The sequence below is a fragment of the Ruegeria sp. YTSB088 genome (assembly GCF_059609825.1).
Map to the genome: position 1 here is coordinate 441,426 of NZ_JBXWMM010000001.1, position 23,860 is coordinate 465,285.

Consider the following 23,860-nt stretch of genomic DNA (forward strand, 5'->3'; position numbering starts at 1 on the left):
GTTGGTGAGGATCAAGACCTCGCGGTTCAGCAGACCGATTGTGCCTCGATAGGGGCAGTAGAGTACCTGAGCCCGGAACATCTGGGCGAAAGGAATAAATGGGCAGGCTGCGTTCAGATGCGCCTGTCGGAGAAGAACCGCGATGACGCGCGCGCAACGATTGAGAGAACGGGCAGGGGGCCAAAGCGCCAGACCCTGCCGCGCGCCGTCCGATATCGCCCTGACAAGACACCTCCCCAAAAGCGCCTGTCCGCCTGGACAGGTCAGGACAACGCGTTTGGCGCGGTGCACCAAGGACACATGGCTAAGAAAATGCTTATCGATGCCACCCACGCGGAAGAAACCCGCGTCGTGGTGGTGGACGGAAACAAGGTTGAGGAGTTCGATTTTGAGTCCGAAAACAAACGCCAGCTTGCTGGCAACATCTATCTTGCAAAAGTAACACGGGTTGAGCCGTCACTGCAGGCGGCTTTTGTGGATTATGGCGGGAACCGGCATGGTTTCCTGGCGTTTTCCGAAATTCATCCGGACTATTACCAGATCCCCGTTGCTGACCGCGAGGCGCTGATGGAGGAAGAGCGCGCCTATGCCGAGGCAATGAAGGCGCGCGATGAGGCTGAAGAGGCCAAACCCAAGAAGCGGCGTTCCCGGACACGTTCAAAGGCCGCGGATGTGAAATCCGACGATCCGGTCGAATCGATGGAGGTGTCGACGGAACCATCCGGCATGGAAACCATTGATTTGGATGAGGGTGACGATTCCAACGGAGACGTGCCCGAGGGTACCTCGCCGATGGAAGTCGTCGCTGAAACTCCGGTAGAGGAGCCAGATGGTGACGACGCGCTGGCGGCCGAAGAAGCGGCTGTAGCCGCATCGGATGAGGACGCGTTAGACGTTGCCGAGGTTGTCACGGAACAGGCTGTCGAGGCGTCGGAAAACGACGCAGACGAACAAGCCAAAGAGGCTGTGGAACCCGAAGAAGCAGTTCAATCGGAAGGGGATGAAACCCAATCTGAATCGGAGCAAACAGAAGAACCTGTTGACGCTACTGAGGATCAACAGGACTCCGATGAGGACGGCAACGATACGCTGAACGCTGACGCTGCTTCAAAAGACGCTTCGATTGAAACGGTAGCTGATGAGGATGACAGCGAAGACATTCGTCCGCCGCGCAAACCGCGCCCGCGTCGCTACAAGATACAGGAAGTCATCAAAGTACGTCAGGTCTTGCTGGTTCAGGTCGTCAAGGAAGAGCGTGGCAACAAGGGTGCCGCTCTGACCACGTATTTGTCGCTGGCCGGTCGCTATTGCGTTTTGATGCCGAACACGGCGCGCGGCGGCGGCATCAGCCGTAAGATCACCAATGCGCCGGACCGTAAAAAACTGAAAGAGATTGCTGCGGAAATTGATGTGCCTACCGGGGCTGGTCTGATCATTCGGACTGCAGGGGCCAAACGCACCAAATCCGAGATCAAGCGCGACTATGAATACCTGCAGCGCATGTGGGAACAGATCCGCGAACTGACGCTGAAATCCATTGCGCCCGCGAAAATCTATGAGGAAGGCGACCTGATCAAACGGTCGATCCGTGATCTTTATAACCGCGATATCGACGAGGTTCTGGTTGAAGGCGAGGGCGGATACCGCATCGCCAAGGATTTCATGAAGATGATCATGCCGTCTCACGCCAAGAACGTGAAACGGTATGAGGATGCGCTGCCGCTGTTCGCGCGCTATCAGGTGGAAAGCTATCTGGCGGGGATGTTCAACCCGACCGTACAGTTGAAATCCGGTGGCTATATCGTGATCGGCGTGACTGAAGCACTGGTGGCGATCGACGTGAACTCGGGCCGTGCCACGAAGGAAGGGTCGATCGAGGAAACCGCACTCAAGACCAACCTTGAGGCTGCAGAGGAGGTTGCACGGCAGTTGCGTCTGCGCGATCTGGCCGGTCTTATCGTGATCGACTTCATCGATATGGATGAGCGCAAGAATAATGCGGCCGTTGAAAAGCGTATGAAAGAGCGGTTGAAAACCGACCGTGCGCGCATCCAAGTGGGTCGTATTTCGGGCTTTGGCTTGATGGAAATGAGCCGTCAGCGCCTGCGCCCCGGTATGATCGAGGCAACGACACAGCCTTGCCCTGCGTGTCATGGCACCGGCCTGATCCGCTCGGACGACAACATGGCTTTGTCTATCCTGCGTCAAATTGAAGAAGAAGGTACCCGTCGACGTTCGCGCGAAGTGTTAGTACGCTGCCCGGTTAGCATCGCCAACTTCCTTATGAACCAGAAACGGGAACATATTGCGCAGATTGAGGCGCGGTACGGCCTGTCGGTAAGGATCGAAGGGGATATCCATCTGGTCAGCCCGGAATTCTCGATGGAGAAATTCAAGACGGCCAGCAGGATCGTTCCCGAGGCCACGGCGCCTGTCGTGTCGGTCGATGCGTCGCTGATGGATCTTGTCGATTCCTCTGACGAGGAAGAGGCTGAAGAGGAAATCGCTCAGACCGAAGAAGAGACAAAACCCAAGCGCAAACGCCGTCGCCGCCGCCGCAAAAAGGGCTCGGGCAATGGCGACACGCAGGAGCAGAGCGCGGAAGAGGACGAAACGCCTGCACAAGAAGACGCAGAGAGCGATGCTTCTGACGTTGAAAATGCTGAATCGGCTGAAGCTGAAGCTTCGGAGGAAGAGAAGCCTGCCAAGCCCAAGCGCAAACGTGCTCCACGTCGTCGTAAGAAAGACGTAACAGCGGAAGAAGCTACAAATCAGTCTGAAGAAACAACTGCCATTGCGGTTGAAGCTGTTGCAGAAGAATCAGCGACCGAAGAAGCTCGCGAGAGCATTGAGGGTGAAGGCGTTGAGGTCTCAGCGGATCAGGTTGAGGTGACCGCTGAATCTGTCGAAGCGGAACCTGATTCGTCGTTGCCAACAGAGCAATCTGTAAACGGCACGGATATGGCGCATGCGGCGGAACAGACCGATGAGTCAGAAGAGCCATCTATGGAATCTGTGGAAGCATCCGAGGTAAAAGATGCCGACGATCCCGTCGATGACGCGCCGGTAGTAGCAACGCCCGAGCCGGTGCTGGAAGCCGTAGCGGAAGAACCTGACCCTGTATCAACCAAGCCTAAACGGCGCGGTTGGTGGTCGCTGGGAAGTTGACAAAAAAAGGCGGGCTGACAGGCCCGCCTTTTTTTTGACCTCGCAAAAGGTCAGCAGGATTTCCGGATCAGATAAATCTGATGCGCGCCGTCAAGGTCTTGCGAAAGTAGCGTGTGTCCGGCCTCGGCACAAAAATGTGGGACATCCACTATGGCCGCAGGATCATCGGCCAGTACCCGCAGAACAGCACCTTCAGGCATAGACTTCAGTCGTTTTCGGGCTTTCAGGACGGGCAACGGGCACAACAGGCCCAAGGCGTCCAGGGTATCTGTAATCTCTGACATGATTTTCGGGATAGGGTGAAGTTGTAATATTGTCCAGATTTCGAGCACGAGGATGTGACTGTTTGGCCCCGTGACGGATCGTTCTTCATCACATATGTGCAGAAACATGTTCGGAATCGAAATCATAGACGCGGGACTTCTGCCCGCCATGTTCGTCGCGCTTCTGGGTGGTTTGATCAGCTTTCTGTCGCCCTGCGTATTGCCCATCGTACCGCCTTACCTGGCGTATATGAGCGGCGTCACCATACATGAGATGCAGGACGAGGCGCGCGCGCGGCGCAAGGCAACCATGTCGGCCCTGTTCTTTGTCATGGGACTGTCGACCGTCTTTTTGCTGCTTGGATTTACCGCATCGGCCTTTGGCGCGTTTGTGCTGCAAAATCAGGTGCTATTTGCCAAGTTATCCGGAGCCGTTGTTATTGTCTTCGGTCTGCACTTCCTGAATGTTTTCCGGATTCCTTTTCTGGATCGCGAAGCACGGATTGAAACCGGTGATTCCGGTGGTTCGGTCTTTGGTGCCTATATCCTTGGCCTTGCTTTTGCATTCGGTTGGACTCCGTGCATTGGGCCACAACTGGGGGCGATCCTGTCACTGGCTGCCAACGAAGCCTCGGTTGCACGAGGCACGCTTTTGCTGGGTGTTTACGCTGCGGGTTTGGGTATTCCGTTCTTGTTGGCAGCCATGTTCCTGAATCGCTCTATGACCGTGATGAACCGGATCAAACCGTATATGGGCACGATCGAGAAGGTCATGGGCGGCCTGCTGTTGTTTGTCGGAATAATGCTGATCACGGGTCTTTTCACCCGCTTTAGCTGGTGGCTGCTGGAAACCTTCCCGGCGCTGGCAAATTTCGGTTGAGCACCTGACCCTCTTACCTTGACCTCAAGCCTGCGTTAACCTGCGCGTCAGAAGGTAAGGGCATGAGCAGTCACACAAATCAGCCGCAGGTGCGCAGACGTCGGGTGTTCTATATACCCGGATACGATCCGATGCCGCCTCGGCGGTATCGAGAGTTGTATCGCACCGAGTCTCAAAAACAGGCCCGGATCTCGGGGTACGAGATCGCAATCGCCCCAAAGACGACAGGCGAGCGTTTTGGGTGGCGTGTGACCTCGGAACAAGATGGCCTGACCGTTGAAACTGAGTTCGAGGTTCTGGTGTGGTCCGACATCGTGCGCGACAGCATGTCGGTCTCGATTCCGGCGACCTATTGGCAATTGGCACGCACGGCCTGGATCTACATTTCAACCGGCACATTGTGGCGTCTGATGCGCCTCCGTAAGGGGCCGGTGATCGCGGCGTTGTATCCAGTAGGTATGTTGGTGTCCCAGTTGCTGATTGCGCTTGCGGTAGCATGGGCATGCACAGCCATGGCAGGTTGGTGGGGGCTGTTCCCGGGAGCGGCCGCAGCCGTTGCGCTGTTGTTATGGTTTCGCAAGGTCGATAACCGGCTGTTTGCTTACTACCTGATGCATGATTACGCTTATTCTGCACAGTTGAAGGGAAAAACTCCTGCCAAGCTGCATGACAGGTTGGCTTCGTTTCGAGAAACGATCGAAGCTGCGCTTAAGTCCGATGTGGATGAAGTGCTGGTCGTAGGCCACAGCTCGGGCGCGCATATGGGAACGTCTGTTCTGGCTGAACTGATCCGAAAAACGAACGCGCAGGAGCGGCGGGCAGCACTGTCTTTCCTCAGTTTGGGGCAGGTTGTTCCGATGGTTTCATTTCTGCCTCAGGCATATGAGTTGCGGTCCGACCTGCAATTCCTGTCCACGCGGTCTGAACTCACCTGGGTCGATGTCTCTGCCCCCGGAGACGGCTGCGCCTTTGCTCTTTGCGATCCGGTTGCGGTCACGGGGGTTGCGCGCTCTGACAAGCGTTGGCCGCTGGTCCTGTCGGCGGCCTTTACGCAAACGTTGTCGCCGGAACGTTGGAAGGCATTGCGATGGCGGTTTTTTCGCCTGCACTTTCAGTACCTTTGCGCGTTCGACAAGCCGGGAAGCTATGACTATTTCCGGATAACGGCTGGTCCTTTGACGCTGAAGCAAAGGTTTGCGGATCGTGAGGCTTCGCGCAGCCGCATCGAGACGCCTGTGTCCAAGTTCACCTCGGTACGCCCATGACCCCGCCCAAGCCAGAACCGCGCCCTGATAAGGTTTCTTTGCTGCGCTATTTGAAACTGTTCAGACATGACCTGCTGTCGGCCCAGCCAGCCCGGTTGTATCGCGCGTGGATGGCCGAATTCAAAACTCCGTTCTTCCGGTCGTTCATGATCAATCAACCGGACCTGATTCAAACGGTCCTCAAGAAGCGACCTGACGATTTCCCGAAATCTGGCAGGATCAGCGAAGGCCTGCGGCCGTTGCTTGGCAATTCGGTATTTCTGACCAACGGTGAGACTTGGAAACGACAGCGGAGGATTATCGATCCGGCGTTCGAAGGCGGGCGGTTGAAGGATACATTTCCTGCCATGCTGGCTGCTGCCGAGGCGTGCGTGGAACGGTTGCGACCTCACGTCGGCGGACAAATCGAATTTGAAGAACAGACAAGCCATGCGGCGGCGGACGTCATATTCCGCACCTTGTTTTCCGTTCCTATCGAACACGTTATTGCCAGTCAGGTGTTTGACAAGTTTCTGGCCTATCAGCGTGAGCAACCTTTGCTGAATCTCGCGGCCTTTGTTCCGTTGCCAAAGTGGCTGCCCCGGTTCCATTCCAGGGCGACGAAACAAAACGCGCGGGATATCAGGGCGCTGATTGCGGAACTCACCGGAACACGCGCAAAGGCCATCAAGGACGGAACGGCACCGGATGATCTGGCGACCAAGATCATGACAACGGCTGATCCCGAAACCGGACAGTTCTTCGACCCCGAGGAAATGGTTGATCAGGTAGCGATCTTTTTTCTTGCCGGGCATGAAACCAGTGCGTCCGCCCTGGCCTGGACGCTGTACCTGATGGCCCTTTACCCGGAATGGCAACAGAAAGTTGCAGATGAAGCCGCTGTTCTGGATGAGCCTTCATTTGTCTCTGTTTCAAAACTCAGGATCAGCCGGGATGTGTTTCGCGAAGCGCTACGCCTTTATCCTCCGGTGCCCATGATGGTCCGCGAGGCCACGTGCCCCGAACGGTTCCGTAACAGGGATGTGCCGGTTGGCGCGCAAATCGTGATCAGCCCCTGGCATTTGCACCGTCAGGAGCGTTTGTGGGACAATCCGGACGGTTTTGATCCTATGCGTTGGGACACGGAAAACGGCAAGCGCTGCCAGCGCGACGCCTACATTCCGTTCTCTGCGGGCCCCCGAGTGTGCACCGGGGCCGGGTTTGCAATGGTCGAAGGGCCGCTGATCCTGTCGATGCTCTTGCGCCGTTTCCGGTTCGAAACAATCCCGGGAAAAACACCTGTTCCGGTTGCACATCTGACGGTTCGATCTAAAGATGGCATATGGTTACGCCTGTTTGAGCGCTAACAACCTACCATCGGTTCACGCCCTGTTGTATGCGGGGAAGAACATCGGAATCATCATTGAACGGGAAAACAATATGTCCAAAGCAGAACAGCGCGCGCAGATGATCAACGGCACGGGCTTTATCGCGGCACTGGATCAAAGCGGCGGATCAACCCCGAAAGCGCTTGCGCTGTATGGTGTCGAGGCATCTGACTACAGCTCAGACGAAGAGATGTTCGGTGAAATCCAGAAGATGCGTGCCCGCATCATTCTGGCCGACGACTTCACCAAGGACAAAGTGATTGGCGCAATCCTGTTCGAGCGTACGCTGGGGGAAGAGATCGAAGGCCGCAAGGTTGCCGACTACCTGTGGTCGGTCAAAGGTATCTTGCCTTTCCTGAAGATCGACAAAGGCCTGGAAGAACAGGCAAACGGCGTCCAGGTGATGAAACCGATCCCCGGTCTGGCCGAGACCCTGGCCAAGGCCGATGGTGTGTTCGGCACCAAGGAACGCTCTGTCATTCACGAAGCGAATGCCGACGGCATCGCGGCGGTGGTTGCCCAACAGTTCGACGTTGCCCGCGAAGTCACCGATGCCGGTATGGTTCCGATCGTGGAACCCGAAGTTAACATCCATTCGCAAACCAAGGCCGAGGCAGAAGAAATCCTGAAGGCGGAAATCCTCAAAAACCTCGATCAACTGGCCGAGGGTCAGGAAGTGATGCTGAAGCTGACGATCCCGACAAAGGCAAACCTGTATGACGCGCTGGCAGACCACCCGCGGGTATTGCGTGTTGTGGCCTTGTCGGGCGGTTATTCGACGGAACAAGCCTGCGACCTGTTGGGTCAGAACGGCAAGATGATCGCATCCTTCTCGCGGGCTTTGACCGAAGGTCTGTCGAAGCAGCAGTCAGATGCCGAATTCAACGCGGCTCTGGGTGGTAACATCGACAAGATTTACAAAGCCTCGGTCTGATCCGTCAGGCAGGTTTGGTGAAAGAGCGGCGCATCTGTGCCGCTTTTTTTCTGCCGATGCAGCCCTCGGCGTGGTCATTGACCAGCCCCATGGCCTGCATGAACGCAAACACGGTTGTGGGGCCAACAAACTTCCACCCCCGTTTCTTGAGATCCTTTGACATGGCCACAGACTCGGGAGATGTGGATGCTGTTTGCGGTGGCGGCGGCGTTTTAGCTTCATAACGCCAGACATAGGCCGCCAGAGACCCTTCCTCGGCCACCAACTCCTGCGCGCAACGCGCATTGTTGATCACTGCTTCAATCTTGCCGCGATGACGGATGATCCCGGCGTCCTGTAGCAGGCGTTCCACATCTGCATCAGAAAACGCAGCCATCTTGTTGAAATCAAATCCGCAGAAGGCTTTCCTGAAGTTTTCGCGCTTGTTCAGGATTGTCCGCCAGCTGAGGCCTGACTGAAAGCTCTCTAGGCACAGTTTTTCAAACAACCGTTGGTCTTCGCCAACAGGGTAGCCCCATTCATTGTCGTGATACTCAAAGAACTCGGGCGCGGCCTGACACCATGCGCACCTTTGCTGACCATCCGGGCCGGTAATGGTGTTGCTCATGAATGTACCTCTTTTGTTCTCCATTCACGTTACACGCGGTGATCAAGGAGTGACAAGTCCTAATCGCGATTGCGAAACCAGTTCAGAACAAAGACGCGTATGGCCGATGCAAGGCCGGTTTGCGGGTCGCGTTCCACATCAATCTCAGCCGCCAAGACATTGATTGGTTTTCCTTTTTCATGAGCGATATCGCGAAAAGCCCTCCAGAACTCATCCTCGAGTGAAACCGAGGTTCGATGCCCTTTCAGGGTCAGAGAGCGTTTGACAGGGCGGCCGTTCATTCGTCCAGCTCATGATTGTCGAGGTCGCGCTTTTGTTTTTCTTGTTGAAGCTTCACGATTTCTTTTTCAGCTTTCGTTTGTCCAAACGCGACCGCGTTCTGGTCAGCGCGGGCCTTTTTCACGGCCCGCGCTTTTTCTTTTCGATACCGGTTCAGATTGACCGGCTTGCCCATCAGTCTTTCGGGCCGATCATCTGTTCGGGACGGACGACGGCGTCAAAGGTTGCTTCATCCACAAAGCCCAGCGCGATGGCTTCTTCCTTGAGGGTGGTGCCGTTCTTATGAGCGGTCTTCGCAACGGTGGTGGCATTGTCATACCCGATGGTTGGGGCAAGCGCCGTGACCAGCATCAGCGATTCCTTCATCAGCTTGTCGATTCGCGGCTCATTGGCCTTGATGCCCAGTAGCATCCGCTCGGTAAAGCTGTCGGAGGCATCACCCAGCAACTGGATCGATTGCAGCAGGTTGTAGGACATCATCGGATTATAGACGTTCAACTCGAAATGACCTTGCGACCCGGCAAATGTCATCGCAGCGTTGTTGCCCATCACATGCGCGGCGACCTGAGTCAGTGCCTCGGCCTGCGTCGGGTTTACCTTGCCGGGCATGATCGACGACCCGGGCTCATTTTCCGGCAGAATCAGCTCACCCAGACCGGAACGAGGACCGGAGCCCAAGAAACGAATGTCGTTTGCGATCTTGTAGCAGCTGCCGGCTATCGTCGCTAAAGCGCCCGAAAGGAAGACCATGGCATCATGGGCGGCCAGCGCTTCGAACTTGTTCGGGGCTGTCACGAAGGGCAGGTCGGTGATCTGTGCCATATGGCCTGCAACGGCTTTATCCCAGCCGTGTTGGGTGTTCAGGCCGGTGCCAACGGCCGTACCGCCCTGGGCCAGTTCATAAATCCCCGGCATTGCCGCGTGTACGCGTGCGATCCCCTGACGAACCTGGTGGGCATAGCCACTGAATTCCTGACCCAGTGTCAGCGGTGTCGCGTCCTGCGTGTGCGTTCGGCCGATCTTGATGATGTCTTTGAACTCCTTGGCCTTCTGCTCGAGCCCGGACGCCAGTTTCTCAAGCCCCGGAAGCAACACGTCCCTGACGCTCATTGCAGTGGCGATATGCATGGCGGTTGGGAAGGTATCGTTCGACGATTGCCCCATGTTGCAGTGATCATTCGGGTGCACCGGGTCCTTTGAGCCAATGACGCCGCCCAGAATCTCGATAGCGCGGTTGGCGATGACCTCGTTCGCATTCATGTTCGACTGGGTGCCCGAACCCGTCTGCCATACGACCAGCGGGAAGTTGTCGTCAAATTTGCCCTCGATCACCTCGCCTGCGGCCTGGATGATCGCATCGGCAATCCTGACGTCCAGCGTTCCGGTCGCCTTGTTCTCCATCGCGCAGGCTTTCTTGATCACGCCCAGCGCGCGCACGATGGCGACCGGCTGCTTCTCCCAGCCGATGGGAAAATTCATGATCGAGCGCTGCGTCTGTGCGCCCCAATACTTGTCGGCAGGAACCTCGAGCGGGCCAAAGCTGTCGGATTCTGTGCGGGTTTGAGACATCGGTCACTCCGTCTGGTATGCAGTTGTATGCCGTTTAGCCGCAGCCACGCCGTGACGCAATCGGCCAGTTGCGCGCACCTTAAACTTAAGGACGTCAAACGTATAGGCGCGGGGTGCGTCACTTTAATCGTTGTTGGGGGAGAATGTGCGTTGTTTGCGGACACCTCTGGGCTACAATAGAGCAATGACCGCCCAGGAGGATAAAATGCCAAATTTCCATCGCCTTAAGCTTGAAAAAGCTGCCGCGATACTTGCAGTTTGCGCTTTGTGGCTGTCGATTCTGAGTTTGCAGGCCCGCGCGTCAGACATAACACCATTCTTAGGTGACTATATCGGTTCTGCCGAAGTTGTGGACGCGGATGGCACTGCAACGCCACGCGACATGAGCGTTTCTATTGTCGAGACCAAAAACGGTTTCAACGTCAGTTGGCGGACGACAACCTACAAGTTGGACGGTCGTATAAAGGAACAGAAGTTTTCGATTGATTTTGTCCCGTCGGACCGCCCGGACGTGTTTTCGGCGGCGATGAAACGCAATGTCTTTGGTCACGAAGTCCCATTGGACCCGATGAAGGGCGAGCCGTTTGTATGGGGCCGCATTGTCGGCGACACGCTGACTGTGTTTTCGTTGTTTATAGATGAGGATGGAGGTTATGAGTTGCAGCAATTCGACCGTACACTGGCCGAAGGCGGGCTGAACCTCGCGTTCTCACGATTCATCGACGGCCAAAAATCCCGGTCGGTTGAGACTTTTCTGATGAAGCGATAAACCCCGCGCAGGGCGGGGTTTTAAGTGTTATTTCCGGAAGCTGTCCAGCGACACGACTTCCGCATCGTGATGGACTTCATCTTCTTCGACTTCGATTTCGATCTCATCTTCGATGATGTGATCTTCCTCGTCTTCATCTTCCGGGCTTTCAAAGCGAAGACCGAACTCGACCGATGGATCCACAAACGTCTTGATTGCGGAATAGGGGACATACAGCGGTTCTGGTGCGTCTCCGAAATTCAAAGTGATGGAAAAGCCGGCCTCTCCGACTTCCAGGTTCTCGAACCAATGCTGCATGACGATGGTCATTTCTTCGGGATAGCGTTCACGCAGCCAGTCTGCGATTTCCACGCCATTCTCACGCGTGTCGAAAGTTATAAAGAAGTGATGCGCCCCGGGTAGACCGGTTCGGGAAACTTCCGTCAGCACTGTTTTGATCAGGCCGCGCATGGCGGTGTGCATCAGGTTTCCATAATCGATGCCTTGCGACATATTTGATCCTCAAAAGTGGTTATGCTCAGCATAGGGGTTTTGTTCGGAAACGAAAGGGCGGGTATGACCGGATTGATCAGATATTGTGTGCAACCAGCCCGGCCATCGACATCAGGGCCAACACAGTTCCCATCCCTAATTTCAGTCGAAAAATCAAGGCCCCAGCAAGGATAGTTAGACTTAGTGCTGTGAAATCCAATGCGGATAACTGCGGCGCGGGTATTGCCAATGGCCCCATTGATTTTTCAGGCACCGATTCGAAAAGAACATTCAGGGCGAACCACACGGAAAGGTTGAGAATCACTCCGACGACGGCTGCGGTGATTCCGTGCAGGGCTGCTGACAGGCGGGGACGTGCAGCCAAACGATCAAGATAAGGGGCCGCAAGAAAAATCCAAAGAAAGCAGGGAACGAACGTCGCCCACAATGCAACTGCACCTGCGGCAAGTGCCAACGTAAACCCACCAGTCTGTTGCCCGGTCAGCATGGCGACAAACTGTGTAACAAGAATTAGCGGACCCGGTGTCGTTTCCGCCAGACCCAGCCCATCTATCATCTGATCCGTGCTGATCCAGTGGTACTGGTCAACAACCGTTTGGGTCATATAGGCCAACACGGCATATGCGCCGCCAAAGGTCACGACAGCGAGACGGGCAAAAAACCACCCTAGATCGCTCAGCAGTTGATGGCCTGTGACGCTCAGAGCGACAAGCGGACCCAGCCAAAGCGGCAACCAGACAGCAATCGTTCGAAGCGAACGCGCCAGATGTGATGTTCCTTCCCGTGTGGGTGTTTCAACGGGTCCCTTGAACGTCACGTACCCCCAGAAAGCGGCAGCGAAAATGATCGCTGGAAAGGGGAGGTTCAGCAGAAAAATGGACAGGAAGGACAGAATTGCGATTGTCCGGTGCTCGCGATCGTTCAATGCCTTACGCGAAAGATTGCGAAGCGCCTGCAAAACGATCACGATGACAGTTGCCTTGATGCCCGTGAAGGCCGACTGCACCAAGGGGATATCGCCAAATGCTGAATAGAGTGCGACCAGAACCGCGATCACCACCGCGCCGGGCAACACGAACAAGCTGCCGGCAATCAGCCCGCCAGCAACACCGCGCAGACGCCACCCCGCATAGGTCGCAAGCTGCATCGCCTCTGGACCAGGTAGCAACATGCACAGAGACAGGGCGCGCAGGTACGTCTGTTCATCCAGCCAGGATCGACGCTCGACCAATTCCTGATGCATCAAGGAAATTTGTGCAGCGGGTCCACCGAAAGACAGCAGTCCGATCCTGCCGAAGACCTTGATAATCTCTGTCAGTACCGGTGTCATGGTGTTCGACCTGTGGGCCAGTCATGGCTTTCGTCAAACCCATCGCGAGCCCAGCGATACAGCGCGTCGTAAAGGGTTATCCCGGCCTCCAGGTTTTCGTGGTCATCGCGATACTGCCTTGAAAGCCCGACGGACACCGCCAACAATCCCGCCGCTTCGGGTGCAAGCGCGTGTCGGTTCGTGTCTGCTGCCCGGATTATTGTGGCCAACCGGTCAAGTGCAGGGGAGTGAAGCTCGAATTCATCCAACATGGTGTCAAACGTGCAATTGTCGTCCCGGTGGCTCCAGAACGTGTTCTCGATATCAAAAGGTGACGCCCTGAAAGCAGTCGAAACGCTTTCGACTTCGCCGGGTGCCACAAACAGGAATTTTGCGTCGGGATCAACAAACCTGCGTATCAGCCAGGGACATGCGATTCTGTCGATCTTTGGTCGGTGGCGCGTGACCCAGAGCGTATGACCACCAATCCGTTCAGGAATGCGGGCTGCGGGTACGCGTAGCGCGTCGGTCAATTCGCGCCAGGCATACATACCACCTTCCAGATATTCGGCTTGATACCCTTCGCTGCGCAGCCAGGATACAACGCCCTGGCTCAGCTTCTTACCTTTTTGACAGATAATCACAGCCGAGCGGCCGGAGATCTTGCATTTCAGCCCCTGAAGATCTGTGACCGGGTGCCGGACTGACGCGGGGATCAGATAGGGATCTTCGTCAAAATCGTCATTCAGGCAGACGTCGAATAGAACGGGCGCATTCGGAGTACCAATCAGACGCAGGAGTTGTTTGGGGGAAATAGAGTTGGGCGATGCCATGGCATGTTTCCTTGTAACCGCGGATACATGCGAAACTTGGGCTGTCGCCTCACGGGGCGTTCGCAATCTTACCCCATGACACTTGCTAACGCGCAAGGGTCATAGGGGTCAAGATTGCGTTGTGTTCACGCCCAGTCCAGGCGCTGCCCTGTCATGCACACGGGTAGGGTGTCTGATGGAAATTGGCCCAGTTCTTCAAAAAACGAGATGAAATCAAAATGATTGTAAGCCTCGACCATCTTTTCGTCTTTGAACCGCGCCATGACCTGGCCGGTGACTTCCAGTGGCGCGCCATTGTCGGCACGAAAAGTACGAACATGCAGAATGGCTGACACCCAGTCGCCGTTTTCGATGATCTTGGGCAACTCGACCTTGATGTCCCCCAGAATGTGGCGGAACGCCATGACCAGATCCCGGAAATCGTCGGCACCGACCTGCATTTCCGGAATCAGCCCTTCGGCCATTGTTTCGGGTGCGAAGAACTGATCGATTGCTTCGGTGTTTCCGTTTTCCCAAACTTCGGAATACCACGTTCTGAGTATCTCTGAATTCGTCATCCCAGCTCTCCTGTCCAAGTGCTGGTAAGATGACAAAAAGGAGTGAACAAACTCTGAACCCGCGAAAACGCGGGTAAATAATTCAGACTTGTAGGAGATTAATGCAGGTTTCTGTTGCCAGGTACCTGCGAACCCCGCCTTACGCGGCTAGGCGCAAGGGCTTAAGTTTCGGTCTTGCTACTGCTTACGCAGCAACTGCAACCGGAGCACGATTGTCGTTTGCAATTGTACTGTTTTCGCCGGTAACGGTGGCAGACAGCCGGGACAAAGCTAACCCCTTTAGACGTTCGTCGATCCTATTTCGGCCCCCCGGTTCCGAAAGTGATCCCCAAACGAAGGATGCCCCCAGAAGGTGTATGGTGGAGCCGCCGGGTACCGCCCCCGGGTCCGATCCGCTTATTACGAGCGCGTTTATGTCCATAGTCCCGAAGGACACCTCTTATATAGGTGAGGTGATGGATGGATGCAAACTCAGAATGAAGTCTATCGCATCCCATATTTCCAATCTGTTAGGTGGCTTTGTTGAAGTTTGCGGAGATAAGCCAAACCGCCAGAGCCAGTTCGATTCCCCCAAAGATCAACGCCTTGGCAAAGGGTGGATTGTCCAGCGCGACCGATACAAACCGGCCCAGTGCAGCACCGGAATAGACAATGCCCAGCATGAAATAGGCCATTGGGTTGTTCAGCCAGATAACGGCGATCCCGGTCACAACAAATAAACCACCGACCGAGGCGCGCATCTCGGACAACCCCATTGTGCTGTTGGTCGGGGCCAGATCCAGGGCCGACGCGGTATGGGCCGGGGCCAAAAACCCGAATGCGCCGAACCCGATGGTCAGCAATGCCGCAATGACGTTCAGAGTAGCGACCATAGCGGCCTCCTTGGTTCAGGCCGCGTAAGCGGCGTCAAAGAAATCACGTTCCAACTCGACGGCTCGATGAAACAGCCGTGTAACCTCGGCCTGTTCATCCGCATCCAGCGTTGGCCAGACGTTATCCAACTGACGCCGCAGATATTCCACCACGCTTTCGAACCCTTCGCCCGCATGTAGCGTGATCCATTCCGCAAACCAGAACGGCAAGCCGTCTTTGGGTGGGTTTTCCGGGCTGGCCCAGCTCAGGTAAACCCATTCTGCTACGACGAGTACCGCCAGCATGTTCTGATAGCGGCCAGAGGCCACGGCTTCGGTCATCAGATCCTGAAACGCCCGTGTGGCCGGCGCGGGGTCGGTGCTGGGTTCAGTGCCCAAAGCGTCCATCGCGCGCAGAAAATAGGTGTTCTCGGGGCCTGTGATCACCGCCAGAAACTGCGCGGCCGGTACGCTGTCTGCAAGGGTCGGTGCATGCGCGATGGCGCTGGCCAAAAGACGCACGAAACCGTCGACGAACTGATAATCCTGCCGCAGGTACCAGCGCATTTTATCCTCGGGCAGGGTGCCGTCAGACAGTTCGCAGGTGAAGGCATGGGTTGTCGCGGCCTGCCACTGGTCGATTTTGCCCTGACGCAGCACTTCGGTTGGGCGGGTTTGGTCCTGCATTCGGAAGCTCCAGTTTTGTTTTGATGCAGACAAAGCGCGTTTCAAAACAAAGTACAAGGTCAGCCAAGTGCGGACCAAAGACCCAGACCACCGACCAGAATGAGGCTCAGCGCCCAGATCAGTTCCAGGTTGAACCAGCTGCGCGACAAAAATTGCAGACCAAGCCAACGATAGACCGCAAAGGCCAACACCCCCCCGCCCAGAACCATGGCGGCCGTATGCAGCGCGGCGACGCCCAGAACCAAAAGCGTATTTGTCGTCATGATCTGGGAAATCGCTTGATGTCCCGCGTCCAATTCATCCACGGCGCAAAGGCCCAGATAGATTGGAACCAGCATCAGGGCGGCTCCGTGGGCAAGCGCCACCAGAAAAGACCACAGCGCGAGCTTGCTTGGCGGAACACGTGAAAGAAAGCGGGGATGACGGCGGGTTATGGCGATGTACAGTCCCATGCCTATGACGACCAGGGCCGCGCCGATGCGGATTTCATTTTGATAGTCGACCAGTACGGCCATAAGGGCAAAAGGCAGAAGTACGCCGAGCATGGCCACGAAATGCCCGCCAGCCAAAGCCGCGAGTGCGCTCCACAGGGCGGATTGGCGTTGTTCCATCAAAGCCGAAGACACCGCCAGCGGCCAGCCCATGCCGGGGTTCAGACCGTGATAGGCCCCGCTCAGAACAACGGCCAGCCACAGGCCAGCCGTTGATGACATCAGAACGTCCAATTCAGACCGACGGATAGCAGAAGCTGTCGGTTGAACAGTCTCCGCCCTCTAACCGGATCTGGTGGCTGCGATAACCCTTGGGAAACTCCACCCAGAATTTCGGATCCAGTGTCAGACCACCATTCTCGCCGACATCAGCCTTGACCATGGCCGCACCGCCTTCCTCGGGGTAGAACTGGTCGTCCCACGTGGAATAGAGAGAATTGGTCCAGTAGACCCGTTTGCCGTCGCGGCTGATTTCGACCATCTGTGGACCATAGCCAAAGGTTTGACCATTTGGGTGCTTTGTCTTTTTGACGATTCCACCGATCTCGACCTTGCCTGCCAGAGTTGGATTCATCGGGTCGGATACATCGTATTGATGCATCTCGCCGGTTCCCCAGCAGGCGACATAGAGGTACTTGTCATCCAGGCTCAGGTCGATATCAGTGACCAGCGGCGGAACGGCAGAGAAGCCCTTCAGAAGGTCAGGAAGATCATCGGGATCAGCGGGTTGCGGATCGATTGTAATGGTTTTCTTGGCTTCGAACGTGCCGTCATCATTGCGCCACCAGGTGAAGATCGCACCTTGCAGGTTTGTTGTATCGACGACAACGCCGCAGAACCCGTATTGTTTTACGGGATCATGAGCGGGCCGGATTTCCAAGGCCATCTGATGGTTTTCACCCAGATCGATGGTTTGAATATTCGTCCGGTTTCGAAGGTTCCAAAAATGGATGCTATGGCCGTATTTATTGGACAACAGGTCTTCGGCCACGAGTCCGTTTTCGAATTGCGGTGGCAGGCCCCATTCGGAACTGACCATGTAGTCACGCGGCAGGTTCCACCAGAAATCATAATGCTTGTCCTGCACGCCGCGCTCGATTTCATAGCGCCCGATTATATCGAATGTCTCGCAGTCCATGATGAAAATGCCCGGAGGGCCATCTGTGCCGTCGGGGCCGCCACCACCAAGGGTGCTGACATAGATGCCCTCAGGCCCGCAATGGATCGTGTGCGGACGGGAATACCCGGTCTTTGCAAAGACTTCTTCGGGTTCGATGATCTTGTGTATCTTGGCCTCGAGCGGGTTTTTGACATCGATGACATAAATTCGGCTGGACCGAATGCCTGGGATGATCAAATAGCGCCGCTCCAGAAACGCGTGACCGCTGAGCGGCGACAGGGCCGAAGAACAGGCGTTCCAACCGAAATGGTGAAACTCGTCGCCTTTCTCGGGCATGATCACCTGATGCACGATCTTTCCGAAATCGTCCGAGCTTGGATCAACATTCACAACCGCCAGTCCGTCTGGTTGTGAAAAGTCAGGGCTGAGCATCAGCGTGAATGCAAGTGTCTCAGCGGGGCCCTCCATCGCCAGTTTTGCGGATGGATAAAAGCTAGGGTCCGGTCTTTGATTCATAACGTCCTCCCGTAAGTCATTGATCTTCAATTCACATTGAGAGTTCCGGTCTTGGCGCCGGATGACAATCTGCCTGCTCGTGTGCCCCTTGTTCTGATTTTGTTTCGAATTCGGCCCTCAAGTCGGTTTACGTTTGCTCTTGGCCACATCATGGGCCAGCTGTCGTGTGTAACGTTCCAGATCAATCAGTGCTGAGTCCACGGTATCCGCATCTTTTGTCTCAAGCGCGTCCACTATTTTACCATGCAGGCGGATAATTTCCTCGCGGGATCGCGCAGTGAAAGTGATCATGTTCATCAGCGGTTGCATCGCTTCCACAGCACCTGCCAGTTGATAGGAAAGGACCGGGTTTCCAGCCCCATCCACCAACGCGCGATGGAAAGTCACGTCTGATGCGCAAAAGGCTTCATCCGTCAGGCCGGGTTGGGACTGGCGGAATATCTCCGCCCGCATAGTCGCCAAGTGATCTGCAGTGCGTCGCTGCGCGGACAAAGGCGCACAGGCCCTTTCCAGGGCATATCGCGCCTCGCAAGCCGTATCGAAGCTGACCGCATTCATCGACAGCAACAATGTCGAAGTCGTGACTTGCTGAGAATAGGCGTCCTCAAAGCTCAGGCGATTTACAAACGCGCCGCCGGAAGCGCCGCGTTGTGTGCGGATCAGGGATTGCGCCGCCAGCCGTTTCAATGCTTCACGCACAGTCGGGCGAGAGACCTGGAACTGATCCGACAGTTCCGCTTCGGATGGCAAGCGCGCGTCCACGATCAGCTCACCCGACACGATCGCATCCCGAATGGCCTGAGCGATCTGGGCAGACAGGTCTGCGGTTTTTCGGGGCGCGGTTTTCATCTTCAGACGACCTTGGGTAAATTTTTATTTGTCTGACATTTAAAAGTCTGACATTTGAAAAGCAAGGGAGTTGAGTCGGGAGGCTGAAGTGAGTCGCACGTGGCTGCGCAGCGGAATGTGGCTGGGCTTTTATGTTCTGATCCTGTTGGCGTGGTGGATCATGTTCTCGATGAGCCGGGACATGGACCTTGATCTGATCGGTCGCCCGGGGCCGATGGGGCAGGCGATGGCCGCAATGGATCCGCGCATGGATATGTACATGCCGATGGCCGAGTTCGGCCCGCTGTTTTCAATGTGGGCGATCATGATGGCGGCGATGATGCTGCCGACCCTGATTCCGACCCTGCGCAGTTACGAGGACCTGATCCGCAGTGCAAATGGCAGCCGCAGAGGCTGGCTGGGGGTTCTGGTCGGGTATTCCATCGTCTGGGTCGGGTTTGCGGCTCTGATCGCAGGAATACAACTGCTTCTGCTGTTTGGTGGCGTTGTCGATATGCTGGGTATTGCCAAATCCGGCTGGGTCGCGGGCGGCTTGATGATTGCCGTGGGCGCCTTTCAGTTTTCCCGCGTCAAAGAGGTTTGCCACGGTGTTTGCCATGCTCCGATGACTTATTTCCTTGGGCATTGGAGAACCGGTTTTTCAGGCGGTTTACGTATGGGTCTGGGTCTTGGTGCCTTTTGCGTCGGCTGTTGCTGGGGCTTCATGGCACTTGGCTTTGTCGGCGGTGTCATGAGCCTGTTGTGGATGGGGCTCGCAACCCTGTTCATGGTTTTGGAGAAACTCCCTCAGATCGGGCACGCTGTGACCCGTCCAATGGGATTTGTATTAATTGCGGGCGGTCTTTTTCTGCTCGTGTACCCAATTAGCTACGGAGGATAAGCCTATGGCTAAAAACAGAAAACAAGACGCCGATCGGCTACCTGTCAGCCAGCGCATCGACAGCCGCATGCCCAATCCCAAGCGGCGTGAAATGAGCCCGACGGAATGGGCCATCAAGGGCGAGCTGATCCTGAACTGTTCATGTGACGTGTTCTGCCCCTGTGTAGTGTCACTGGGCGCGCATCCTCCGACGGAAGGTCATTGTCATGCGTGGATGGGTATCATCGTTGATGAAGGCCACTATGAAGGCGAGGATCTGTCGGGCCTGAATGTCGGGTTGCTGGTCGATATTCCGGGCCGGATGGGTGAAGGCCAGTGGAAAGTCGCCGCTTACGTTGATGAGCGTGCAAGCGGCAAGGCATATAACGGGTTGTTGCAAATCTTCAGCGGTCAGGCGGGCGGTACCACCGGACTGTTTACCATGCTGGTCAGCGAGATCATTGGGGCGGAACGAGCTCCGGTTCAGATTGAGCGCGACGGAAACAAACGTCGGATCGCGATTGGTCGCAAAATCCAGGGCGAGATCGAGATGCTTGCGGGCAAGGATCCGGAGCATCCGGTGATGGTTTCAAACTCCAAATACTGGATGGGACCGGACATCATCGTGGCGCGTGGTACCAAATCGAAGGTGCGCGACTACGGCAGGGTCTGGGATTTCGGCGGCAAGTCCGCTGAAATCTGCCCCATCGACTGGCATGGGCCCAAATGATGATCACGGGCGCGTATGCGCGGGAAATGGCGCGGTACAATCACTGGCAAAACAAGCAGTTGTCAGAGTTTTTGCAATCTCTGACACCCAAGGAACTGACCCTTGAACGCGGGGCGTTCTTTGGCTCGATCATGGGCACGGTAAACCATTTGCTGTGGGGCGACTGGATGTGGATGTCTCGTTTCGAAAAGCGCGACGGGCCCGACGGCAATATTCACAATGCGGGCGGGGGTATCCATGAAAGTGTATACCTGTGCCCGGACCTGCAAAACTGGTTGGCGTTACGCGAGAAGATTGATGGCCGTATCCAGAAATGGGCGAAAGGGTTGGGGGATGATCAGCTGACCGGATCGTTCACGTGGTACTCTGCCGCGAAAGAGGCCGATGTCACAATGCCTTACGCGTTGTGTGTGATCCATTTCTTCAATCACCAGACCCACCACAGGGGACAAGTGCATAAAATGCTGACCGAGACGGGCTCGGAAGCGCCTGTCAGTGATATCGTCTTTATGCCCGAGGAGGTATGAATGCCACAGATTTCCGCCTCACGCCGCTTGCGGCGCACTCCGTTCTCTGAAGGGGTCGAAGCTGCCGGGGTCAAGGGATACACGGTCTACAACCGTATGTTGTTGCCGACGGTTTTTGAAAGCGTTGAAGCTGATTACCGGCACCTGAAAACCCATGTGCAGGTCTGGGATGTGTCTTGCGAGCGGCAGGTCGAATTGCGTGGCCCTGATGCTGCACGTCTGATGCAGATGCTGACCCCGCGCGATCTGCGCGGTATGTTGCCGGGGCAATGTTTCTACGTGCCTATCGTTGATGAAACCGGCGGCATGCTGAACGACCCGGTTGCGGTGAAACTGTCTGAAGACCGCTGGTGGATATCGATTGCCGACAGCGATCTGTTGCTGTGGGTCAAGGGTATCGCCGTTGGCTACCGTCTGGATGTGTTGGTGGATGAACCTGATGTGTCGCCGCTTGCCGTTCAGGGGCCCAAGGCGGACGATCTGATGGCCCGTGTGTTCGGCGATCGCGTGCGGGACATCCGGTTTTTCAAATTTGATATGTTCGAGTTCGAAGGACGGGATCTGGCCGTCGCACGATCCGGCTATTCGAAACAGGGCGGGTTCGAGATCTATGTGGATGGCAGCGATATCGGCATGCCTTTGTGGAACGCGTTATTTACGGCAGGCGAAGACCTGCAGGTGCGCGCGGGCTGTCCGAACCTGATTGAGCGTATAGAGGGCGGCTTGTTGTCTTACGGGAACGACATGACCGATGACAATACACCGCATGAATGCGGTCTGGGGAAGTTCTGTAACACGCATACCGCGATTGGCTGCATCGGCAGGGACGCATTGTTGCGTGTCGCCAAAGAGGGACCAGTACAGCAAATCCGACCTATCGCCATTGATGGTGATCCGGTGCCGGGTTGCGATCGCCCCTGGGGTATGTTTGCGGACGGAAAGCGTGTGGGGCAGGTGACTTCGGCGGCCTGGTCTCCTGATTTTGAAACCAACGTCGCGATCGGTATGGTGCGCCTGAGCCATTGGGATGCCGGAACGGAACTGGACGTGGAAACACCGGATGGGATGCGTCGCGCAACCGTGCAATCGCATTTCTGGATCTAACACAGTTAAGGGCGCTGTTGTGTCGTCCTCGGGATATTTTTGGCCAGGTGAAGAATTGGGCTGGTCGCTGAAACACGAAAGGAATTACAGATGTTCAATGCTCTTGTAATGGACAAGGATGAAGAAAGCGGACTTGCCACCGGCTCGCTCAAACAGTTGTCAGTGGATGATCTGCCGCATGGTGAAGTCACGGTCGCCGTTGAATATTCCACAGTGAACTACAAGGATGGCCTGTGCCTGTCTCCGAAAGGGGGCGGGCTGGTGCGGGCCTATCCACATGTCCCCGGAATTGATTACGCGGGTACGGTCGAAGCTTCATCGGATGATCGCTACAAGCCCGGTGACAAGGTTGTTCTGACCGGATGGCGCGTGGGCGAGGCTCACTGGGGCGGTTATTCGCAAAAAGCCAGCGCGCGGGCCGACTGGCTGGTGCCGCTGCCCGAAGAGCTGACCACGCGGCAGGCCATGGCCGTGGGCACCGCCGGGTTCACTGCGATGCTGGCGGTCATGGCGCTGGAGGATCATGGGCTTACCCCGGATCGGGGGCCGGTATTGGTGACCGGGGCCGCGGGTGGTGTCGGTTCGGTGGCCACAGCCATTCTGGGCAAGCTGGGCTATGAGGTCGCTGCGGTAACCGGGCGCCCCGAAACCGGTGATTATCTGAAATCCCTGGGCGCGACGACAATTGTTCCGCGAGAAGAATTGAATGAGACGACCAAACGCCCTCTGGAAAGCGAATCCTGGGCTGGCTGCATTGACGCTGTGGGCGGCGCCATGCTGGCGCGTGTTCTGGGCCAGATGAAATACGGATGCTCCGTCGCCGCCGTTGGTTTGGCAGGGGGGGCTGCTTTGCCTGCGACGGTGATTCCATTCCTACTGCGCGGCGTGAACCTTTTGGGGATCGACAGCGTGATGCAGCCCTATGACAACAGGGTGCGTGCGTGGAAACGGATCGCCACGGATCTGCCGATGGACAAGCTGGAGGCGATGGTTCAACCGGCCAGTCTGTCCGATCTGCCGCAACTGGGGGCCGACATTCTGAAAGGACAGGTCAAGGGGCGCGTCGTGGTTGATATTAATGCCTGAGGCTGAGCTTTGAACTCAACCTGGCCGGAGAAACTCGGCCAGGTTCGGGAAGACGACGTTTGTCCAAATTGGTCGCAACACCTCTGGCCATTGATAAATTTCCCGATCATGATTGCTATACATCCCAATGGCGATGGCGTAAGACCCATCCAAAGAGCACCTGAAGACGGGGAGTGAGCAGAATGTCTGACGACTTCGAACTGGACACCGATGATCTGCAGCGCCGCATGGATGGCGCAATGGCCAATCTGAGAACCGAATTTGCATCATTGAGAACAGGACGCGCTTCGGCCTCGATGCTGGAACCTGTCATGGTTGACGCTTATGGCTCGATGACGCCAATCAACCAGGTGGGCACCGTGAACGTGCCCGAACCGCGTATGGTCACTGTAAATGTCTGGGATAAGTCACTGGTCGGTAAGGTGGAAAAGGCCATTCGCGAAAGCGGCCTTGGTATCAATCCGCAGTTGAACGGCACCATTATAATGCTGCCGATACCTGAGCTGAACGAGGAACGCCGCCGCGAACTGAGCAAGGTCGCCGGTCAATATGCGGAAAGCGCACGTGTCGCGATCCGCAATGTGCGTCGCGACGGCATGGATCAGATCAAGAAAGCCAAAGCGGACGGGATGTCGGAAGATGACCAGAAGCTGTGGGAGGGCGAAGTTCAGGAAATGACGGATGAGATGATCAAAGCCGTGGATGCAGCACTGGAAACCAAGCAAGCAGAAATCATGCAGGTCTGAGC

26 protein-coding genes and 1 other RNA gene are annotated in these 23,860 nt (G+C 56.1%); 12 read left to right on the forward strand and 15 right to left on the reverse strand.

Annotated features, from left to right (window positions below):
* The first annotated feature begins 300 nt into the window (after window positions 1-300).
* Window positions 301-3,168, forward strand: a complete 2,868-nt coding sequence (locus tag AC2FFA_RS02185) for an Rne/Rng family ribonuclease (RefSeq protein ID WP_496849828.1) — start codon at window positions 301-303, stop codon at window positions 3,166-3,168.
* Window positions 3,169-3,218: 50 nt separating this feature from the next.
* Here AC2FFA_RS02185 and AC2FFA_RS02190 read toward each other — a convergent pair whose 3' ends face one another.
* The gene (locus AC2FFA_RS02190; RefSeq protein WP_117872764.1) at window positions 3,219-3,452 is read right to left on the reverse strand and encodes a sulfurtransferase TusA family protein; all 234 of its coding nucleotides are present in this window, start codon (window positions 3,450-3,452) and stop codon (window positions 3,219-3,221) included.
* A gap of 106 nt (window positions 3,453-3,558) precedes the next feature.
* Here AC2FFA_RS02190 and AC2FFA_RS02195 point away from each other — a divergent pair, with 106 nt between their 5' ends.
* From AC2FFA_RS02195 to AC2FFA_RS02210, 4 genes are all read left to right on the forward strand, one after another.
* Complete coding sequence (locus AC2FFA_RS02195) at window positions 3,559-4,311, forward strand: cytochrome c biogenesis CcdA family protein (RefSeq protein ID WP_117869038.1); 753 nt, start codon at window positions 3,559-3,561, stop codon at window positions 4,309-4,311.
* A gap of 62 nt (window positions 4,312-4,373) precedes the next feature.
* Window positions 4,374-5,576 carry a hypothetical protein gene (locus tag AC2FFA_RS02200; protein ID WP_496849669.1) on the forward strand — a complete coding sequence of 401 codons (1,203 nt, stop codon included), beginning with the start codon at window positions 4,374-4,376 and terminating at the stop codon, window positions 5,574-5,576.
* Complete coding sequence (locus AC2FFA_RS02205; RefSeq protein WP_496849670.1) at window positions 5,573-6,922, forward strand: cytochrome P450; 1,350 nt, start codon at window positions 5,573-5,575, stop codon at window positions 6,920-6,922. The genes AC2FFA_RS02200 and AC2FFA_RS02205 overlap by 4 nt, the downstream gene beginning before the upstream one ends.
* Before the next feature lie 73 nt (window positions 6,923-6,995).
* Window positions 6,996-7,877 carry a fructose bisphosphate aldolase gene (locus tag AC2FFA_RS02210; protein WP_299896871.1) on the forward strand — a complete coding sequence of 294 codons (882 nt, stop codon included), beginning with the start codon at window positions 6,996-6,998 and terminating at the stop codon, window positions 7,875-7,877.
* A 4-nt stretch (window positions 7,878-7,881) separates the two neighbouring features.
* Here AC2FFA_RS02210 and AC2FFA_RS02215 read toward each other — a convergent pair whose 3' ends face one another.
* From AC2FFA_RS02215 to fumC, 4 genes are read right to left on the reverse strand one after another with little or no spacing between them, the layout of a single operon-like run.
* Window positions 7,882-8,484 carry a DNA-3-methyladenine glycosylase I gene (locus AC2FFA_RS02215; RefSeq protein ID WP_299896873.1) on the reverse strand — a complete coding sequence of 201 codons (603 nt, stop codon included), beginning with the start codon at window positions 8,482-8,484 and terminating at the stop codon, window positions 7,882-7,884.
* 59 nt (window positions 8,485-8,543) lie between these two features.
* Window positions 8,544-8,765 carry a ribbon-helix-helix domain-containing protein gene (locus AC2FFA_RS02220; RefSeq protein ID WP_496849673.1) on the reverse strand — a complete coding sequence of 74 codons (222 nt, stop codon included), beginning with the start codon at window positions 8,763-8,765 and terminating at the stop codon, window positions 8,544-8,546.
* The gene (locus AC2FFA_RS02225) at window positions 8,762-8,938 is read right to left on the reverse strand and encodes a DUF4169 family protein (RefSeq protein ID WP_117869033.1); all 177 of its coding nucleotides are present in this window, start codon (window positions 8,936-8,938) and stop codon (window positions 8,762-8,764) included. Before AC2FFA_RS02225 ends, AC2FFA_RS02220 begins: the two co-directional genes overlap by 4 nt.
* Window positions 8,938-10,332: a class II fumarate hydratase gene (fumC, locus tag AC2FFA_RS02230; RefSeq protein ID WP_299896880.1), complete on the reverse strand. Its 1,395-nt coding sequence runs from the start codon at window positions 10,330-10,332 to the stop codon at window positions 8,938-8,940. The genes AC2FFA_RS02225 and fumC overlap by 1 nt, the downstream gene beginning before the upstream one ends.
* A gap of 205 nt (window positions 10,333-10,537) precedes the next feature.
* Between fumC and AC2FFA_RS02235 the strand changes: the two genes are divergently transcribed.
* Entirely contained in the window at window positions 10,538-11,101 is a 564-nt protein-coding gene (locus tag AC2FFA_RS02235) for a hypothetical protein (protein ID WP_496717500.1), read from the forward strand.
* A 27-nt stretch (window positions 11,102-11,128) separates the two neighbouring features.
* Here the strand turns inward: AC2FFA_RS02235 and AC2FFA_RS02240 are convergent, their stop codons facing one another.
* The 10 genes from AC2FFA_RS02240 to AC2FFA_RS02285 form a co-directional block, all read right to left on the reverse strand.
* Window positions 11,129-11,593: an SspB family protein gene (locus tag AC2FFA_RS02240; RefSeq protein ID WP_117869030.1), complete on the reverse strand. Its 465-nt coding sequence runs from the start codon at window positions 11,591-11,593 to the stop codon at window positions 11,129-11,131.
* 76 nt (window positions 11,594-11,669) lie between these two features.
* Window positions 11,670-12,923, reverse strand: coding sequence for a chromate efflux transporter (chrA, locus tag AC2FFA_RS02245; protein WP_117869029.1), 1,254 nt, complete (start codon window positions 12,921-12,923; stop codon window positions 11,670-11,672).
* Window positions 12,920-13,735, reverse strand: a complete 816-nt coding sequence (locus AC2FFA_RS02250) for a chromate resistance protein ChrB domain-containing protein (RefSeq protein ID WP_496849675.1) — start codon at window positions 13,733-13,735, stop codon at window positions 12,920-12,922. The genes chrA and AC2FFA_RS02250 overlap by 4 nt, the downstream gene beginning before the upstream one ends.
* A gap of 125 nt (window positions 13,736-13,860) precedes the next feature.
* A complete protein-coding gene (locus AC2FFA_RS02255) occupies window positions 13,861-14,292 on the reverse strand; it encodes an ester cyclase (protein WP_299636209.1) in 432 nt (143 codons plus the stop codon).
* 100 nt (window positions 14,293-14,392) lie between these two features.
* Window positions 14,393-14,765: a transfer-messenger RNA gene (gene ssrA, locus AC2FFA_RS02260) on the reverse strand.
* A 36-nt stretch (window positions 14,766-14,801) separates the two neighbouring features.
* Window positions 14,802-15,164 (reverse strand): DUF4345 family protein, encoded by a 363-nt coding sequence (locus AC2FFA_RS02265; protein ID WP_117869026.1) that lies wholly within the window; start codon window positions 15,162-15,164, stop codon window positions 14,802-14,804.
* 15 nt (window positions 15,165-15,179) lie between these two features.
* Entirely contained in the window at window positions 15,180-15,830 is a 651-nt protein-coding gene (locus AC2FFA_RS02270) for a TenA family protein (protein ID WP_117869025.1), read from the reverse strand.
* Between the two features lie 59 nt (window positions 15,831-15,889).
* Window positions 15,890-16,543: a hypothetical protein gene (locus tag AC2FFA_RS02275; RefSeq protein ID WP_299896897.1), complete on the reverse strand. Its 654-nt coding sequence runs from the start codon at window positions 16,541-16,543 to the stop codon at window positions 15,890-15,892.
* Between the two features lie 13 nt (window positions 16,544-16,556).
* On the reverse strand, window positions 16,557-17,957 hold the full coding sequence (locus tag AC2FFA_RS02280) for a selenium-binding protein SBP56-related protein (RefSeq protein WP_117869023.1): 1,401 nt from the start codon (window positions 17,955-17,957) through the stop codon (window positions 16,557-16,559).
* A gap of 117 nt (window positions 17,958-18,074) precedes the next feature.
* Window positions 18,075-18,806, reverse strand: coding sequence for a FadR/GntR family transcriptional regulator (locus AC2FFA_RS02285; protein WP_496849679.1), 732 nt, complete (start codon window positions 18,804-18,806; stop codon window positions 18,075-18,077).
* A gap of 115 nt (window positions 18,807-18,921) precedes the next feature.
* Here AC2FFA_RS02285 and AC2FFA_RS02290 point away from each other — a divergent pair, with 115 nt between their 5' ends.
* From AC2FFA_RS02290 to frr, 6 genes are all read left to right on the forward strand, one after another.
* Window positions 18,922-19,686, forward strand: a complete 765-nt coding sequence (locus tag AC2FFA_RS02290; RefSeq protein ID WP_496849830.1) for a DUF2182 domain-containing protein — start codon at window positions 18,922-18,924, stop codon at window positions 19,684-19,686.
* A 4-nt stretch (window positions 19,687-19,690) separates the two neighbouring features.
* Window positions 19,691-20,395, forward strand: a complete 705-nt coding sequence (locus tag AC2FFA_RS02295; protein ID WP_117869020.1) for a DUF1326 domain-containing protein — start codon at window positions 19,691-19,693, stop codon at window positions 20,393-20,395.
* Entirely contained in the window at window positions 20,392-20,922 is a 531-nt protein-coding gene (locus AC2FFA_RS02300) for a DinB family protein (protein ID WP_496849681.1), read from the forward strand. Before AC2FFA_RS02295 ends, AC2FFA_RS02300 begins: the two co-directional genes overlap by 4 nt.
* The gene (locus AC2FFA_RS02305) at window positions 20,923-22,026 is read left to right on the forward strand and encodes a dimethylsulfoniopropionate demethylase (protein WP_117869019.1); all 1,104 of its coding nucleotides are present in this window, start codon (window positions 20,923-20,925) and stop codon (window positions 22,024-22,026) included.
* 90 nt (window positions 22,027-22,116) lie between these two features.
* The gene (gene acuI, locus AC2FFA_RS02310; RefSeq protein WP_496849684.1) at window positions 22,117-23,112 is read left to right on the forward strand and encodes an acryloyl-CoA reductase; all 996 of its coding nucleotides are present in this window, start codon (window positions 22,117-22,119) and stop codon (window positions 23,110-23,112) included.
* Window positions 23,113-23,294: 182 nt separating this feature from the next.
* The gene (gene frr, locus AC2FFA_RS02315; protein ID WP_117869017.1) at window positions 23,295-23,858 is read left to right on the forward strand and encodes a ribosome recycling factor; all 564 of its coding nucleotides are present in this window, start codon (window positions 23,295-23,297) and stop codon (window positions 23,856-23,858) included.
* The last annotated feature ends 2 nt before the right edge of the window (window positions 23,859-23,860 follow it).

What these genes read in the sequence shown, in the direction of transcription:
- AC2FFA_RS02185 (WP_496849828.1), top strand. Translation starts at nt 301, where the DNA reads ATGGCTAAGAAAATGCTTATCGATGCCACCCACGCGGAAGAAACCCGC.
- AC2FFA_RS02190 (WP_117872764.1), bottom strand. Translation starts at nt 3,452, where the DNA reads ATGTCAGAGATTACAGATACCCTGGACGCCTTGGGCCTGTTGTGCCCG.
- AC2FFA_RS02195 (WP_117869038.1), top strand. Translation starts at nt 3,559, where the DNA reads ATGTTCGGAATCGAAATCATAGACGCGGGACTTCTGCCCGCCATGTTC.
- AC2FFA_RS02200 (WP_496849669.1), top strand. Translation starts at nt 4,374, where the DNA reads ATGAGCAGTCACACAAATCAGCCGCAGGTGCGCAGACGTCGGGTGTTC.
- AC2FFA_RS02205 (WP_496849670.1), top strand. Translation starts at nt 5,573, where the DNA reads ATGACCCCGCCCAAGCCAGAACCGCGCCCTGATAAGGTTTCTTTGCTG.
- AC2FFA_RS02210 (WP_299896871.1), top strand. Translation starts at nt 6,996, where the DNA reads ATGTCCAAAGCAGAACAGCGCGCGCAGATGATCAACGGCACGGGCTTT.
- AC2FFA_RS02215 (WP_299896873.1), bottom strand. Translation starts at nt 8,484, where the DNA reads ATGAGCAACACCATTACCGGCCCGGATGGTCAGCAAAGGTGCGCATGG.
- AC2FFA_RS02220 (WP_496849673.1), bottom strand. Translation starts at nt 8,765, where the DNA reads ATGAACGGCCGCCCTGTCAAACGCTCTCTGACCCTGAAAGGGCATCGA.
- AC2FFA_RS02225 (WP_117869033.1), bottom strand. Translation starts at nt 8,938, where the DNA reads ATGGGCAAGCCGGTCAATCTGAACCGGTATCGAAAAGAAAAAGCGCGG.
- fumC (WP_299896880.1), bottom strand. Translation starts at nt 10,332, where the DNA reads ATGTCTCAAACCCGCACAGAATCCGACAGCTTTGGCCCGCTCGAGGTT.
- AC2FFA_RS02235 (WP_496717500.1), top strand. Translation starts at nt 10,538, where the DNA reads ATGCCAAATTTCCATCGCCTTAAGCTTGAAAAAGCTGCCGCGATACTT.
- AC2FFA_RS02240 (WP_117869030.1), bottom strand. Translation starts at nt 11,593, where the DNA reads ATGTCGCAAGGCATCGATTATGGAAACCTGATGCACACCGCCATGCGC.
- chrA (WP_117869029.1), bottom strand. Translation starts at nt 12,923, where the DNA reads ATGACACCGGTACTGACAGAGATTATCAAGGTCTTCGGCAGGATCGGA.
- AC2FFA_RS02250 (WP_496849675.1), bottom strand. Translation starts at nt 13,735, where the DNA reads ATGGCATCGCCCAACTCTATTTCCCCCAAACAACTCCTGCGTCTGATT.
- AC2FFA_RS02255 (WP_299636209.1), bottom strand. Translation starts at nt 14,292, where the DNA reads ATGACGAATTCAGAGATACTCAGAACGTGGTATTCCGAAGTTTGGGAA.
- AC2FFA_RS02265 (WP_117869026.1), bottom strand. Translation starts at nt 15,164, where the DNA reads ATGGTCGCTACTCTGAACGTCATTGCGGCATTGCTGACCATCGGGTTC.
- AC2FFA_RS02270 (WP_117869025.1), bottom strand. Translation starts at nt 15,830, where the DNA reads ATGCAGGACCAAACCCGCCCAACCGAAGTGCTGCGTCAGGGCAAAATC.
- AC2FFA_RS02275 (WP_299896897.1), bottom strand. Translation starts at nt 16,543, where the DNA reads ATGTCATCAACGGCTGGCCTGTGGCTGGCCGTTGTTCTGAGCGGGGCC.
- AC2FFA_RS02280 (WP_117869023.1), bottom strand. Translation starts at nt 17,957, where the DNA reads ATGAATCAAAGACCGGACCCTAGCTTTTATCCATCCGCAAAACTGGCG.
- AC2FFA_RS02285 (WP_496849679.1), bottom strand. Translation starts at nt 18,806, where the DNA reads ATGAAAACCGCGCCCCGAAAAACCGCAGACCTGTCTGCCCAGATCGCT.
- AC2FFA_RS02290 (WP_496849830.1), top strand. Translation starts at nt 18,922, where the DNA reads ATGTGGCTGGGCTTTTATGTTCTGATCCTGTTGGCGTGGTGGATCATG.
- AC2FFA_RS02295 (WP_117869020.1), top strand. Translation starts at nt 19,691, where the DNA reads ATGGCTAAAAACAGAAAACAAGACGCCGATCGGCTACCTGTCAGCCAG.
- AC2FFA_RS02300 (WP_496849681.1), top strand. Translation starts at nt 20,392, where the DNA reads ATGATGATCACGGGCGCGTATGCGCGGGAAATGGCGCGGTACAATCAC.
- AC2FFA_RS02305 (WP_117869019.1), top strand. Translation starts at nt 20,923, where the DNA reads ATGCCACAGATTTCCGCCTCACGCCGCTTGCGGCGCACTCCGTTCTCT.
- acuI (WP_496849684.1), top strand. Translation starts at nt 22,117, where the DNA reads ATGTTCAATGCTCTTGTAATGGACAAGGATGAAGAAAGCGGACTTGCC.
- frr (WP_117869017.1), top strand. Translation starts at nt 23,295, where the DNA reads ATGTCTGACGACTTCGAACTGGACACCGATGATCTGCAGCGCCGCATG.